Source organism: Sphingobium sp. TA15 (assembly GCF_037101235.1).
GTDB classification, from domain to species: Bacteria; Pseudomonadota; Alphaproteobacteria; order Sphingomonadales; family Sphingomonadaceae; genus Sphingobium; species Sphingobium indicum.
Genome location: NZ_AP025355.1, coordinates 1,690,668 through 1,703,579, shown reverse-complemented (window position 1 = coordinate 1,703,579; position 12,912 = coordinate 1,690,668). Strand labels below are relative to the sequence as shown.

The window sequence follows — 12,912 nt, the reverse complement described above, 5'->3', positions numbered from 1 at the left end:
GAAGGTAACAGGGATGCAGGAGGCGCCGTGAAACGAATATCATCTCTTGCTGCCGCCGGGCTGGGCCTGACCGTCCTGGCGGCCGCGCCGTCTGTGGAAGGTCAGCAGCGGGCGATTCGCACCGTTTCGTCGATCAGCCCGCAGGAAAAGGAAGCCGGCGCCAAGCAGCATCCCCAGTTGCTCAACGAATTCGGCGGCGCTTACGCCGGACCGCAGGCGAAATATGTGGAGGGCGTGGGACGGCGCATCGCGGTCCAGTCCGGCCTGTCCAATGCGCAGAGGGACTTCACCGTCACCCTGCTCAATTCGCCGGTGAACAACGCCTTCGCCATTCCTGGCGGCTATGTCTATGTGACGCGCCAGCTCATGGCGCTGATGAACGATGAGGCGGAACTGGCCGGCGTGCTGGGTCATGAGATCGGCCATGTCGCGGCGCAGCACGGTCAAAGGCGGCAACAGGCGGCGCAGCGCAACGCCATTGGCGGCACCCTGCTGCAAGTGCTGACGGGCGCCCTGCTGGGCGATTCGGCGCTAACCGGCCTGCTGCAAAAGGGGATCGGGCAGGGCAGCCAGTTGCTGACGCTCAAATTCTCGCGCAGCCAGGAATATGAGGCGGACGATCTGGGCATCCGCTATCTCGCCTCCGGCGGTTACGATCCCAAGGCCCTGTCGTCCATGCTGGCCTCGCTGGCGGCGCAAAGCAGCCTGGATGCCCGCGTCACTGGGAGTTCCCGGTCGTTGCCGGAATGGGCAAGCACCCATCCGGATCCCGCCTCGCGCGTTGGGCGCGCTTCCCGCAATGCAGCCGCCAGCGGATCCAGGAGCACGGTCCGCAACCGCGACGCGTTCCTGAACGCGCTCAACGGCGTCCTCTATGGCGACGATCCGAAACAGGGCGTGATCGAGGGCAGCCGCTTCCGCCATCCCGATTTGCGGGTGAGCTTCGCCGCGCCATCGGGCTTCGGCATGGAAAATGGTGCGAGCGCCGTCACGATCGCGGGATCGGGAGGCCAGGCGCAGTTCAGCGCAGCACCCTATTCCGGCGATCTGTCCGCCTATATCGATTCGGTGTTCGCCAAGCTGGGCGGCGGCAATGGCGGCGTTCCGCCGGGCGAGATTCGGCGCACTACCGTTAACGGGCTGCCCGCGGCCTGGCGCACCATCCGCGCCAGAACCCAGTCCAGCCAGGTCGATGCCACCGTCTTCGCTTATGATTTCGGCGGGGGAAAGGCCTATCACTTCCTGCTGCTGACTGCGGCGGGGCAGGGGATCGGTCCCTTTTCCACCATGGTGCAGTCGGTGCAGCGCCTGTCGACGCAGGAGGCGGCCGCGATCAAGCTCCGCCGGGTCGATGTCGTGACTGTAAAGGCTGGCGACACAGTCCAGTCCTTGGCCAAGCGCATGGCTTATACCGATTATCCGCTGGACCGATTCCTGACGATCAATGCGCTGACGGCGAACAGCGTGCTGCGGCCGGGCCAGCGGGTCAAGATCATCACCTGGTAGACGTCGAGACCAATAAGAAGGGCGACGAAATTGCTTCCGTCGCCCCTTTTTCTTCAATGTGGTTCGAGCTTACTTCAGGTTGCCCGAGACATTGTTGAAGGTGTTGCCGAGCTTGCCGCCCAGGCTGGACATGGCGCCGATGGCGGCGACGGCGATAAGCGCAGCGATCAGGCCGTATTCGATGGCGGTCGCGCCCTTCTCGTTCTTCATCATCTTGCGGATGAACTGCATTGGAAGTCTCCTTGCGTCAAATTTCACGTTTAACTACCCGGCCGTCCCCCCGCTTGAATGAAGGTCAGCTTCGGATGGTTTAGAGGGTGTCGGTTGATAAAGATTTAATGGAGCAAACCATCTGTCAGATATTGATGGTTAATGCGCCAGGACTTCCGTCGCGACATTGTTCCACATGCCGATGGTCTTGTTGGCAACGTTCGACAGGGCGCCGACAATGGCCAGGCAGATAAGGGCGAGGATCAGGCCATATTCCACCGCCGTCGCTCCGCGCTGGCAGTAGATCAGCTTCCAGAAGCTGAAATTTTTGAATAATGCCCGCATGCCGCACCCCATTTACACACAGCCCCTGATACCCTTGTAAAAGGGGCAGAGTTAACAAACCCCTCAAGCGGGACCATTATGACGATAAATTCTCCTCTGCTGGTGGTCGCCGCCGCCCTGGTCGACGCGGATGGCCGCGTGCTGTTGCAGCAGCGGCCGCCGGGCAAGCCGATGGCGCATCTCTGGGAATTTCCCGGCGGCAAGGTCGAACCGGGGGAGGCGCCCGAAACCGCGCTGATCCGGGAACTGGAGGAGGAGTTGGGCATCCACACCCATGCGAGTTGCCTGGCGCCCGCGACCTTCGCGAGCGAGCCCTTGGGCGACCGCCATCTGCTGCTGCTGCTCTATGTCTGCCGTAAATGGCGGGGCATAGCCGAAGCGCGGCATGCGACCGCGCTGCGATGGGTCAGGCCGGCGCAAATGTATGCGCTGGAGATGCCGCCGGCCGACCTGCCGCTGATCGGCCTGCTCGATTCGCTGATCTGACGCGAGGTGACGGGCCGGCGCGCCATATGAGCCAGGCCCGCGGTCGAGGGCTTATTCCTCCGCAGCCTTGCTCTGTAGCTGTATATAATTCTGGATGCCCATGCGCTCGATCATCTCGAACTGGGTTTCCAGCGTGTCGACATGTTCCTCCTCGCTTTCGAGGATGTGCTGGAACAGGTCGCGGCTCACATAGTCGCGAATCGATTCGCAATGGGCGATGGCGTCCTTCAGCACGGGCAGGGCTTCATATTCCAGTTCCAGGTCGGCCTTCAGGATTTCCTCCACCGTCTCCCCGATCTTCAGGCGGCCGAGCAACTGGAAATTGGGCAGCCCGTCCAGGAACAGGATGCGCTCCGCCAGCTTGTCGGCATGCTTCATCTCGTCGATGGACTCTTCATATTCGAACTTGGCGAGCTTCTCGATGCCCCAATGATTGAGCATGCGATAGTGGAGGAAATATTGGTTGATCGCGGTCAGCTCGTTCTTGAGAACCTCGTTCAGATATTCGATGACCTTGGCGTCGCCCTTCATGGCGTTCTTCTCCGGCTGTAGGGAAAGTGCCGGGAGCATAAGCGTTTCGCTTCCGTTTGTTAATCCGGAAAGCCGCAGAAATCCGCCATTTTTCGCTGCGCTATTGCGTCAAGTTCGCGTCAATCCGATGCGCTTGATTCGCAATCACTTCAAATGGAGGCGCGTTCGGCCGCTATGATGGTGCGGGCGAAGGGGACGCACTGGCCGCATTTGGGCCGACGGCCAAGGCGCGCATAGGCGCTGCACGGGGTTGCGCAACCTTCGCGGGCGACCTGTTTCAGATCCTTCTCACGGATGGCATTGCAGACACAGACAACCATGCAAATCTCCTGAAAGGGGAGATAGCGCAGATGATAATAGGTCGCAATAGGAATTCAGTCGCTGTTGCGAATCTTTTGCGTTTGGCCCCTCGCAAGGCTGCGCCACAGCCACTCCGCCGGTCCCAGCGCGAATCGGCGCTGCCACAGCGGCGACCAGATCAGCATCATCGCCCATGCCGCGATCACGAACAGCGGCAGCCTATGGTGCGGAACATGGCCGAATAGCCCCAGTCCCCAGCCATAGAAAATCGCGCACATGAGGAGGCTGCTGCCCAGATAGTTGCTGAGCGCCAGCCGGCCCGCGGCGGCGACGCGCGCGGTCAGGGCCGCGCCGCGATGGCGCGTGAACAGCCACAGGATCAGCGCCGCCCATCCCACCGCCAGCGGAATGCGGAAGGGGAAGGACCATGCCAGCGCCGATCCCAAAGCCGTCAGTGGAGCGAACCGGCTGGAGATGACCCATGCCGCGAGCGCCGCCATCGGAATCAGCCCGATCAGGAAACAATGGCGCGCGGTCCGCCAATATTGCTCAGCCTCCCAACGGCCGGTCAGGAATCCGCCCTTCAACATCGCCATGCCCAGCAGCATGAACCCCAGCGTGTCGAATGCGACGAACGGCAGGGTGGTCAGCCATTGCCCGCCGAACAGCGCGACATGATGCAGGAAGATGCGGGCAAAACCGCCGCGATAGATTTCATATTCGCTGCGAATGGCCGGATGGTCGGGGTCGGAAAGCGACGCGATGAAATTGGCGAAACCCGCACCGACATGGCCGGGGGCGCCGGGCGCGGCGGCGGCATGGCCCCATGCGTAGAGCGTGCCGACGAAGCCGGCGCAGATCAGGAAATGCGCGAGGAAGAAGAAAAAGGCCCATTTGACGAGCGACAGCGGATCCCTGCGCGCGAACGGCAGCGCCGCCAGCCCGACCAGCGCATAGATCATCAATATGTCGCCCCACCACAGCAGCAGATAATGGGCCAGGCCGAAGACGAACAGCCAGCCGGCCCGGATCACCTGCGCCCGTCGTCCGTCGCGGCCGGCCATTTCCTCCCTGTCGATCAGCAGCAGCATCGACGCGCCGAACAGCATGGAGAACAGCGCCCGCATCTTGCCGTCGACAGCCATGAAGCTGACCGTCCAGAAGGCGATGTCTCCCCTCGAGAGCGGCCCCGCCGCCGCGGGATTGAAATAGGCCTGTTCGGGCAGGGCGAAAGCCGCGATGTTCATCCAGAGGATTCCCATGACCGCGCAGCCGCGCAGAACGTCCATGGCGGGAATCCGGGCGGAAGGGGCGGTCATCGGTCGGCGCTGTCCTTTGAAGGGCTGGAAAAGAAGGTGCGGCTCTGCCAATGCGACTAGCCATGAACGGCCACCGCAAGCAACGAATAAGCGACGCCTTCGGCGCGGCGGCGGGGCATTATGACGATCATGCCGGGCCGCAGCGGCTGGCCGCCGCGCTGGTGGCCGATCTCGCGCAGCGGCAAAGGCCCGATGGCGTCGGCCGGATATTGGAGATCGGTTGCGGCACGGGCTTCCTGACGCGCCACATCCAGGCGCGCTGGCCGGGCGCCGAACTGGTGGTGACGGATCTTTCGCCCGACATGCTGGCCCGCGCCGCCACGGGCGGACTGGTCGCGGGCACCTTCCTGGCGATGGATGGGGAAGCGCCGATCTTCGAGGGCGAATGGTTCGACCTCATCCTTTCCAGCCTGGCCTTTCAATGGTTCGACGATCTGGAAAGCGCGGTTGCGCGGCTGGCGGGATTGCTGCGACCGGCGGGCAGCCTGCTTTTCTCGACCATGGGGCAGGGCAGCTTCGCCCGCTGGCGTTCGGCCCATCGGGCCGCCGGGTTGAGCGCCGGCATCCCCGACTATCCTTCGCTGGAAGCATTGCGATCGATACTGGCGCGCCATGACGACGCCTTCGCTTTCGACGAGGAATATGCCCTGCCATGCGGCGACGCGAGGGGGCTGATCGCCCATCTCAAGGGCATCGGCGCCGTGGTGCCGAGCGAGGGGCGAAAGCCGCTTCCTCCCCGCGACCTGCGCCGCGTCATGGCGGCTTTCGAAGAGGGCGGCGGCGACGACGTCTATCAGATATTGTTCGGGCGGGTGACGCGCGCGCCGGTCAGGTCTGGCGGCCGTCCGCCCCTAAAGACGCCACCAGCGCCTTGAGCGCGGGCGCTTCCCGCAGCCCTGCCGCCCGCGCGCCATAGAGAAATCCGACAGTCCGCCGCTCGCCGAAATCCTTGAGCGCGACCCGCGCCATGCCGGGCCAGCGATAGCTGTCCGGCATGACCGTGATGCCCAGCCCCGCCGCGACCATCTGCATCACGCGCTCGTCATTGGTCGAGCGCAAGGCGAAATGCGGGCGGACGCCGCGATCGACGAAATAGCGGCTGGTGGCGGAGAGCGCCTCGCAATGGCGGCGCACGATCATCGTTTCGGAGGCGAGTTCTTCGGCCGCCACCATGGCCCGTCCCGCCAACGGATGGTCGGCGGCCATGGCGATGCCATAGCCTTCCTCTATGATCGATTGCGTCGGGAAACGGTCCGCGCCCGGCCTGATCAGGGTGAGCGCCACGTCGATCCGCTCCGCGTCCAACCGCCCCAGCAGCTCCCGCTCGCTGCCGGGAACGATCTCGGTCCGGCCTTCCCTGGGCATGGCGCCGTCCGCAATGGCGCGGGCGACCAGCTCTCCCGCAATGCTCAGCAGCACGCCGATGCGCAGCACGGGGGCCTGCTCCGCCTTTTCCCCCGCCATTTCGGCCAGGTTGAATTCGCGCTCGATCCGCCTGGCATGGGTCAGCAGCCGCGCCCCCGCCTCGGTCAGTTCCACCCGCTGGTTGCTCCGCAGGAACAGCGGCGCGCCGACCGCCTGCTCCAGCTTGGCGATTCCCACCGACAGCGTCGGTTGCGACACCAGGCAATGGGCGGCGGCGCGGGAGAAATTGCCCTGGTCCACGACGGCCAGGAAATAGCGGAGCAGATAGCGTTCGATCATAGACAGAAACTATACATTATCCCGCGCCGTTTCAATTTTTCCTGAACGCCGTTGCACGTTAGGATGCGCGCCAAGGAGAGTTCGCCATGCCCGACTTCGATTTCGCCCTGGGCGAGAATGCGGAGATGATCCGCGACACGACGGCCCGCTTCGCCGCCGACCGCATCGCCCCGCTGGCGGCGGAGATCGACGCAAAAGATTGGTTTCCCCGCGACCTGTGGCCCGAAATGGGCGCGCTCGGCCTGCACGGCGTCACCGTGGAGGAGGCGGACGGGGGCCTTGGCCTTGGCTATCTGGAACATGTGGTCGCGCAGGAGGAAGTGGCGCGGGCGTCCGCCTCCATAGGTCTCAGCTATGGCGCGCACTCCAATCTCTGCGTCAACCAGATCCGCCGCTGGGCCACGCCGGAACAGAAGGCGCGCTATCTGCCGAAGCTGATTTCCGGCGAACATGTCGGTTCGCTCGCCATGTCGGAGGCGGGCGCGGGGTCGGACGTCGTCTCGATGAAGCTGCGCGCCGAAAAGCGCGGCGACCGCTATATCCTCAACGGTACGAAATTCTGGATCACCAACGCCCCCTATGCCGACACGCTGGTCGTCTACGCCAAGACGGGCGAGGGCGCGCGCGGCATCACCGCCTTCCTGATCGAAAAGGGGTTCAAGGGCTTCTCCATCGGCCAGAAGATCGACAAGGTCGGCATGCGCGGTTCCCCCACCGCCGAACTGGTCTTCGACGATTGCGAGGTGCCGGAGGATAATGTCATGGGCCCCCTCAACGGCGGCGTCGGCGTGCTGATGTCCGGCCTCGACTATGAGCGGGCGGTGCTCTCCGGCATCCAACTCGGCATCATGCAGGCCTGCCTCGACGTGGTGCTGCCCTATGTGCGCGAACGCAAGCAGTTCGGCCAGCCCATCGGCGCCTTCCAGTTGATGCAGGCCAAGGTGGCGGACATGTATGTCGCGCTCAATTCGGCGCGGGCCTATGTCTATGCCGTGGCGCAGGCCTGCGACCGGGGGAAAACAACACGCTTCGACGCTGCGGGCGCGATCCTGCTGGCCAGCGAGAATGCGATGAAGGTCTCGCTGGAGGCGGTGCAGGCGCTGGGCGGCGCGGGCTATACGAAGGACTGGCCGGTCGAACGCTATATGCGCGACGCCAAGCTGCTCGACATCGGCGCGGGCACGAACGAGATCCGCCGCATGCTGATCGGCCGCGAACTGATCGGCGCGTGAATGTGGCCCTGACCTTGCCCAAGCCTGTTACGTGTTCCTGCGAAGGCAGGAACCCAGTTCAGACGGCGGGACTAGGCTCCTGCCTCCGCAGGAGCACGCCGCACTCTCAGGATCGCCCCACGAACAGGAAGCCCACCGCCGCGATGATGCACAGGAAAGCGGCGAGATGGCGCCAGTGCAGCGGCTCACCCAGCACCGTCACCATGAACCCGCCGAAGACGATCAGCGCGATGGCCTCCTGCGCGATCTTGAGCTGGCCCGCGCTCCACCCATGGGCGAAGCCGATGCGGTTGGCGGGCACGGCGAAGCAATATTCGACGAAGGCGATGCCCCAACTGATCAGGATGACGGCGAACAGGGGTTTGTTCATCCCGCCCTTCAGGTGCCAATACCAGGCGGCGGTCATGAACAGGTTGGAAATGGTGAGGAGCAGGATGGTCGGCATGGATGGCCCTGGATATGCAACCACGGGGCAGGGGAGCGCAAGGGCATGAGTGCGCCCGTTCTCGATACGAAGCTTTCGGCGGAGAGCGAAAGCTTCCGCGCCAACGCCGCGCATAACCGCGCCCTGCGCGACGAACTGCGCGAAAAGGTCGCCCACGCCGCGCTCGGCGGCAGCGAAGCGGCGCGGGCCAAGCATGTCGCCCGCGGCAAGCTGCTCCCCCGCGACCGGGTGGAGCGGCTGCTCGATCCGGGCAGCCCGTTCCTGGAGGTGGGCCAACTCACCGCCAACGGCATGTATCATGGCGAAGTGCCCGGCGCGGGCATGATCGCGGGCATCGGCCGCGTGTCGGGGCGGCAGGTGATGATCGCCTGCAACGACGCCACGGTGAAGGGCGGCACCTATTATCCGCTGACCGTGAAGAAGCATCTGCGCGCCCAGGAAATCGCGATGGAGAACCGCCTCCCCTGCGTCTATCTGGTCGACAGCGGCGGCGCGAACCTGCCCAACCAGGCGGAGGTCTTTCCCGACCGCGAGCATTTCGGCCGCATCTTCTACAATCAGGCGCAGATGTCGGCGCGGGGCATCCCCCAGATCGCCTGCGTCATGGGAAGCTGCACGGCGGGCGGCGCCTATGTGCCCGCCATGTCGGACGAAACGGTGATCGTGCGCAACCAGGGCACGATCTTCCTCGCCGGCCCTCCGCTGGTGCAGGCCGCGACGGGCGAAGTCATCTCCGCCGAAGACCTTGGCGGCGCGGAAGTGCACGGCCGCCGCTCCGGCGTGGTCGATCATGTCGCGGAAAATGACGAACATGCGCTGACCATCGTGCGCGACATCGTCTCGACGCTCCAGCCCGCGCCCGAAATCGACCTCAACCTGCGCGAACCCAAGGCGCCGAAATACGACCCCGAAGAACTGTACGGCATCATCCCGCAGGACGTCCGCGCCCCCTATGACGTGCGCGAAGTCATCGCCCGCATCGTCGACGGCAGCGAATTTCACGAGTTCAAGGCGCTCTACGGCACCACGCTCGTCTGCGGCTTCGCCCATATATGGGGCATGCCCGTCGCGATCCTGGCCAATAACGGCGTGCTGTTCAGCGAAAGCGCGCAGAAAGGCGCGCATTTCATCGAACTCGCCTGCCAGCGGCGCATTCCCCTGCTGTTCCTCCAGAATATCTCCGGCTTCATGGTCGGCGGCAAATATGAGGCGGAGGGGATCGCCAAGCATGGCGCGAAGCTGGTGACGGCGGTCGCGACCGCCAGCGTGCCCAAGATCACCGTGCTGATCGGCGGCAGCTTCGGCGCGGGCAATTACGGCATGTGCGGCCGCGCCTACAGCCCGCGCTTCCTCTTCACCTGGCCCAACAGCCGCATATCCGTGATGGGCGGCGAACAGGCGGCGAGCGTGCTGGCGACCGTCCACCGCGACGCCGCCAAATGGACGCCGCAGGAAGCCGAAGCCTTCAAGACGCCGATCCGCCAGAAATATGAGGATGAGGGCAACCCCTATCACGCCACCGCCCGCCTGTGGGACGACGGCGTGATCGACCCCGCCCAGACCCGCGACGTGCTGGGCCTCGCCTTCGCCGCCACGCTCAACGCCCCGGTAGAGGAGGCGCCCCGCTTCGGGGTGTTCCGCATGTGATCCAGTCCCTGCTCATCGCCAATCGCGGCGAGATCGCCTGCCGCATCATCCGCACCGCCCGCCGCCTCGGCATCCGCACCGTCGCGGTCTATTCCGACGCCGACGCCAGGGCGCTCCACGTCCGCGAAGCCGACGAAGCCGTCCATATCGGCCCATCCCCGGCCCGCGAATCCTACCTCATCGGCGACCGCATCATCGCCGCCGCCAAGGCGACGGGCGCGCAGGCCATCCACCCCGGCTACGGCTTCCTCTCGGAAAACGCCGCCTTCGCGCAGGCCGTCATCGACGCCGGTCTCATCTGGGTCGGCCCCAATCCCGCCAGCATCACCGCCATGGGCCTGAAGGACGCCGCCAAGAAGCTGATGTCCGAAGCGGGCGTCCCCGTCACCCCCGGCTATCTGGGCGAGGATCAGAGCGCAGAGCGCCTGCAATCCGAAGCCGACGCCATCGGCTATCCCGTGCTGATCAAGGCGGTCGCGGGCGGCGGCGGCAAGGGCATGCGCCGCGTCGACGCGCCGGAAGCCTTCGCCGACGCGCTCCTCTCCTGCCAGCGGGAGGCGGCGTCCAGCTTCGGCAACGATCAGGTGCTGATCGAAAAATATATCCTCTCGCCCCGCCATATCGAGGTGCAGGTGTTCGGCGACAGCCACGGCCAGGTCGTCCACCTGTTCGAACGCGACTGCTCGCTCCAGCGCCGCCACCAGAAGGTGATCGAGGAAGCCCCCGCGCCCGGCATGGACGCCGCCACCCGCGAAGCCATTTGCGGCGCGGCCGTTCGCGCCGCGCAGGCGGTGGACTATGTCGGCGCAGGCACCGTCGAATTCATCGCCGACGCCAGCGCCAAAGAAGGTGGGGGCCTGCGCGCCGACCGCATCTGGTTCATGGAGATGAACACCCGCCTCCAGGTCGAACATCCGGTGACGGAGGAAATTACCGGCGTCGACTTGGTCGAATGGCAACTCCGCGTGGCCAGCGGCGAACCCCTGCCGAAGAAGCAGGAGCAATTGTCGATCAACGGCCACGCCATAGAGGCCCGCCTCTATGCCGAAGACCCCGCCAAAGGCTTCCTGCCCAGCCCGGGGCGCATCGACCGGCTGCTGTTCGACAGCGGCGCGCGCGTGGAAACCGGCGTGGAGGCAGGCGATACCGTCAGTTCCTTCTACGACCCGATGATCGCCAAGGTCATCTGCCGCGGCCCGGATCGGGAGGCGGCGCGCACCGATCTGCTCCGCTGGCTGGACGGCAGCTTCGTCGGCCCGCTGCACACCAACAAGCCTTTCCTGCATGCCTGCCTGTCCATGGCCGACTTTGCCGAGGGCCGCCTCGACACCGGCCTGATCGAGCGGCAGGGGGAGGCGCTGACCGCTGTCGACTGCCCGTCCGACCGCGTTCTCGCCGCCGCCGGACAGCGTTTCCGCAAGGACTGGACGGGCCGCGAGGACAGGGAAGGGCTGTTCGGCTTCCGCCTCAACGCAGCGCCGAAGACCCATGTCGATCTGTTCGTGGACGGCCGCCATGTCGTCGCGGACGCCGCGTCCGGCGACCTGCGCACCGACCTGCGTTCCGCCATGGAGCGCGACGGCACGATCATCGTCACCCAGGCGGGGCAAAGCTGGTTCTTCAGCCAGACCCCGCCGGTCAAGGCGGGCGGCGCCGCCGCATCCGACGGCGCGATCCTCTCCCCCATGCCGGGCCGCATCATCGCCGTCGCCGTGGCGAAGGGCGACCGGGTCGCCAAGGGCCAGAAACTGGTCACGCTGGAGGCGATGAAGATGGAACATAGCCTCACCGCGCCCTTCGACGGCGTGGTGGCGGAACTGGATGCGACCGAAGGCGGCCAGGTCAGCGAAGGCACGCTGCTGGTGCTGGTGGAACGGGGGGAAGACTGATGGCGGGCCGCTATTATGACGAATGGACCATCGGCGACCGGATTGACCATGAAATCCGCCGCACCGTGACGGAGACCGACAATCTCCTCTTCTCGACGATGACCCACAACCCCCAGCCGCTGCATCTGGATGCCGAAGCCGCGAAAGCCTCCGAATTCGGCCAGATCCTCGTCAACGGCACCTTCACCTTCGCGCTGATGGTGGGCTTGTCGGTGGGCGACACGACTTTGGGCACGCTGGTCGCCAATCTGGGCTATGACAGGCTGGTCATGCCCAAGCCCGTCTTCATCGGCGACACGATGCGGGCCGAAACCGAAGTCACCGACCTCAAGGAAAGCCGCTCCCGCCCCGAAGCGGGCATCGTGACATTCACCCATCGCCTTTATAACCAGCGGGACGAAATCGTCTGCCAATGCCTGCGCATGGCGCTGCTGAAGAAGAGGCCCGCATGAAGCTCCGTTCGCTGTTGTTCGTCCCCGCCGACCGCCCGGAACGCTTCGCCAAGGCGGCCGCCAGCGGCGCCGACGCGATCATCCTGGACCTGGAGGATTCGGTCGCCCCGGAACGCAAGGCCTATGGGCGGGACGCGATAGCGGAATGGCTGGCGTCGCCCCGTAACGGCGTGGCCTTCGTCCGCGTCAATCCGCTGGACGGCGACCACACGGCCGCCGATCTGGCCGCCGTGCTCCCCGCCTCGCCCGACGGCATCATGCTGCCCAAGGCGGAGGGGGCGGCGAGCGTCCAGGCGATGATCGCCCTGTCCGGCGGCGCGCCTGTGCCGCCGATCCTGCCCATCGCGACCGAAACCCCCGCCGCCCTTTTCGAACTGGGCAGCTTCCGCCAGGTGCGCGACAGGCTGGCGGGCCTGACCTGGGGGGCGGAGGATCTGCCCGCATCCATCGGCGCGTCGACCTCCCGCGAGGAGGATGGCCGCTACACCGCGCCCTTCGAAATGGCGCGCAGCCTGACGCTGTTCGCCGCCCATGCCGCGGGCGTCCCCGCCATCGACACGGTCTTCCCCCGGATCGAGGCGATGGACGATCTCAAATCCTATATCGGACGTGCGCGGCGCGACGGCTTCACCGGCATGATGGCGATCCACCCGGTTCAGGTCGCCGCCATCAACGAAGGCTTCACCCCCACCGATGCGGAGATCGCGCGGGCGAGGGCGGTAATCGACGCCTTCGCCGCCAATCCCGGCGCGGGCGTGCTGAAACTGGACGGCAAGATGATCGACCGGCCCCATCTCATCCAGGCGCAGCGGGTGCTGGCCGCCGCCCAATGAAGAAAGGCCCGGC

General features: G+C 65.5%; 15 protein-coding genes. 8 read left to right on the top strand and 7 right to left on the bottom strand.

The window, feature by feature from the left end; translation table 11 throughout:
- Positions 1 to 27: 27 nt before the first annotated feature.
- Entirely contained in the window at positions 28 to 1,506 is a 1,479-nt protein-coding gene (locus tag Sj15T_RS08460) for a M48 family metalloprotease (protein ID WP_013040620.1), read from the top strand.
- 69 nt (positions 1,507 to 1,575) lie between these two features.
- Here Sj15T_RS08460 and Sj15T_RS08455 read toward each other — a convergent pair whose 3' ends face one another.
- Positions 1,576 to 1,737 carry a Flp family type IVb pilin gene (locus tag Sj15T_RS08455; RefSeq protein ID WP_013040619.1) on the bottom strand — a complete coding sequence of 54 codons (162 nt, stop codon included), beginning with the start codon at positions 1,735 to 1,737 and terminating at the stop codon, positions 1,576 to 1,578.
- A 138-nt stretch (positions 1,738 to 1,875) separates the two neighbouring features.
- On the bottom strand, positions 1,876 to 2,061 hold the full coding sequence (locus tag Sj15T_RS08450; RefSeq protein WP_013040618.1) for a Flp family type IVb pilin: 186 nt from the start codon (positions 2,059 to 2,061) through the stop codon (positions 1,876 to 1,878).
- A 78-nt stretch (positions 2,062 to 2,139) separates the two neighbouring features.
- Here Sj15T_RS08450 and Sj15T_RS08445 point away from each other — a divergent pair, with 78 nt between their 5' ends.
- Positions 2,140 to 2,547, top strand: coding sequence for a (deoxy)nucleoside triphosphate pyrophosphohydrolase (locus Sj15T_RS08445; protein ID WP_007682779.1), 408 nt, complete (start codon positions 2,140 to 2,142; stop codon positions 2,545 to 2,547).
- Between the two features lie 51 nt (positions 2,548 to 2,598).
- On the opposite strand, the gene bfr is transcribed toward Sj15T_RS08445, so the two are convergent.
- The 3 genes from bfr to Sj15T_RS08430 form a co-directional block, all read right to left on the bottom strand.
- Positions 2,599 to 3,078 (bottom strand): bacterioferritin, encoded by a 480-nt coding sequence (gene bfr / locus Sj15T_RS08440; protein ID WP_007682778.1) that lies wholly within the window; start codon positions 3,076 to 3,078, stop codon positions 2,599 to 2,601.
- 149 nt (positions 3,079 to 3,227) lie between these two features.
- Positions 3,228 to 3,398 (bottom strand): (2Fe-2S)-binding protein, encoded by a 171-nt coding sequence (locus Sj15T_RS08435; RefSeq protein WP_007682776.1) that lies wholly within the window; start codon positions 3,396 to 3,398, stop codon positions 3,228 to 3,230.
- A 54-nt stretch (positions 3,399 to 3,452) separates the two neighbouring features.
- Positions 3,453 to 4,697: a DUF418 domain-containing protein gene (locus Sj15T_RS08430; RefSeq protein WP_013040617.1), complete on the bottom strand. Its 1,245-nt coding sequence runs from the start codon at positions 4,695 to 4,697 to the stop codon at positions 3,453 to 3,455.
- A gap of 62 nt (positions 4,698 to 4,759) precedes the next feature.
- Here Sj15T_RS08430 and Sj15T_RS08425 point away from each other — a divergent pair, with 62 nt between their 5' ends.
- Positions 4,760 to 5,572, top strand: a complete 813-nt coding sequence (locus Sj15T_RS08425; protein ID WP_013040616.1) for a methyltransferase domain-containing protein — start codon at positions 4,760 to 4,762, stop codon at positions 5,570 to 5,572.
- Here the strand turns inward: Sj15T_RS08425 and Sj15T_RS08420 are convergent.
- On the bottom strand, positions 5,526 to 6,401 hold the full coding sequence (locus Sj15T_RS08420; RefSeq protein WP_013040615.1) for a LysR family transcriptional regulator: 876 nt from the start codon (positions 6,399 to 6,401) through the stop codon (positions 5,526 to 5,528). The two genes, Sj15T_RS08425 and Sj15T_RS08420, sit on opposite strands and share 47 nt — an antisense overlap.
- An 86-nt stretch (positions 6,402 to 6,487) precedes the next feature.
- Here Sj15T_RS08420 and Sj15T_RS08415 point away from each other — a divergent pair, with 86 nt between their 5' ends.
- The gene (locus tag Sj15T_RS08415) at positions 6,488 to 7,633 is read left to right on the top strand and encodes an isovaleryl-CoA dehydrogenase (RefSeq protein WP_013040614.1); all 1,146 of its coding nucleotides are present in this window, start codon (positions 6,488 to 6,490) and stop codon (positions 7,631 to 7,633) included.
- A gap of 106 nt (positions 7,634 to 7,739) precedes the next feature.
- On the opposite strand, the gene Sj15T_RS08410 is transcribed toward Sj15T_RS08415, so the two are convergent.
- Positions 7,740 to 8,078, bottom strand: coding sequence for a DMT family protein (locus Sj15T_RS08410; RefSeq protein ID WP_013040613.1), 339 nt, complete (start codon positions 8,076 to 8,078; stop codon positions 7,740 to 7,742).
- Positions 8,079 to 8,123: 45 nt separating this feature from the next.
- Between Sj15T_RS08410 and Sj15T_RS08405 the strand changes: the two genes are divergently transcribed.
- The 4 genes from Sj15T_RS08405 to Sj15T_RS08390 are packed head-to-tail and all read left to right on the top strand — an operon-like array spanning position 8,124 to position 12,899.
- Complete coding sequence (locus Sj15T_RS08405; RefSeq protein ID WP_013040612.1) at positions 8,124 to 9,725, top strand: carboxyl transferase domain-containing protein; 1,602 nt, start codon at positions 8,124 to 8,126, stop codon at positions 9,723 to 9,725.
- Positions 9,722 to 11,614 carry an acetyl/propionyl/methylcrotonyl-CoA carboxylase subunit alpha gene (locus Sj15T_RS08400; RefSeq protein WP_013040611.1) on the top strand — a complete coding sequence of 631 codons (1,893 nt, stop codon included), beginning with the start codon at positions 9,722 to 9,724 and terminating at the stop codon, positions 11,612 to 11,614. The genes Sj15T_RS08405 and Sj15T_RS08400 overlap by 4 nt, the downstream gene beginning before the upstream one ends.
- Positions 11,614 to 12,066, top strand: coding sequence for a MaoC family dehydratase (locus Sj15T_RS08395; protein ID WP_013040610.1), 453 nt, complete (start codon positions 11,614 to 11,616; stop codon positions 12,064 to 12,066). Before Sj15T_RS08400 ends, Sj15T_RS08395 begins: the two co-directional genes overlap by 1 nt.
- Positions 12,063 to 12,899, top strand: coding sequence for a CoA ester lyase (locus Sj15T_RS08390; RefSeq protein ID WP_013040609.1), 837 nt, complete (start codon positions 12,063 to 12,065; stop codon positions 12,897 to 12,899). Before Sj15T_RS08395 ends, Sj15T_RS08390 begins: the two co-directional genes overlap by 4 nt.
- Positions 12,900 to 12,912: the final 13 nt, after the last annotated feature.

Coding starts and splice junctions, on each gene's coding strand:
- Sj15T_RS08455 (WP_013040619.1), bottom strand. CDS start 1,737: ATGCAGTTCATCCGCAAGATGATGAAGAACGAGAAGGGCGCGACCGCC.
- Sj15T_RS08450 (WP_013040618.1), bottom strand. CDS start 2,061: ATGCGGGCATTATTCAAAAATTTCAGCTTCTGGAAGCTGATCTACTGC.
- Sj15T_RS08445 (WP_007682779.1), top strand. CDS start 2,140: ATGACGATAAATTCTCCTCTGCTGGTGGTCGCCGCCGCCCTGGTCGAC.
- bfr (WP_007682778.1), bottom strand. CDS start 3,078: ATGAAGGGCGACGCCAAGGTCATCGAATATCTGAACGAGGTTCTCAAG.
- Sj15T_RS08435 (WP_007682776.1), bottom strand. CDS start 3,398: ATGGTTGTCTGTGTCTGCAATGCCATCCGTGAGAAGGATCTGAAACAG.
- Sj15T_RS08430 (WP_013040617.1), bottom strand. CDS start 4,697: ATGACCGCCCCTTCCGCCCGGATTCCCGCCATGGACGTTCTGCGCGGC.
- Sj15T_RS08425 (WP_013040616.1), top strand. CDS start 4,760: ATGAACGGCCACCGCAAGCAACGAATAAGCGACGCCTTCGGCGCGGCG.
- Sj15T_RS08420 (WP_013040615.1), bottom strand. CDS start 6,401: ATGATCGAACGCTATCTGCTCCGCTATTTCCTGGCCGTCGTGGACCAG.
- Sj15T_RS08415 (WP_013040614.1), top strand. CDS start 6,488: ATGCCCGACTTCGATTTCGCCCTGGGCGAGAATGCGGAGATGATCCGC.
- Sj15T_RS08410 (WP_013040613.1), bottom strand. CDS start 8,078: ATGCCGACCATCCTGCTCCTCACCATTTCCAACCTGTTCATGACCGCC.
- Sj15T_RS08405 (WP_013040612.1), top strand. CDS start 8,124: ATGAGTGCGCCCGTTCTCGATACGAAGCTTTCGGCGGAGAGCGAAAGC.
- Sj15T_RS08395 (WP_013040610.1), top strand. CDS start 11,614: ATGGCGGGCCGCTATTATGACGAATGGACCATCGGCGACCGGATTGAC.
- Sj15T_RS08390 (WP_013040609.1), top strand. CDS start 12,063: ATGAAGCTCCGTTCGCTGTTGTTCGTCCCCGCCGACCGCCCGGAACGC.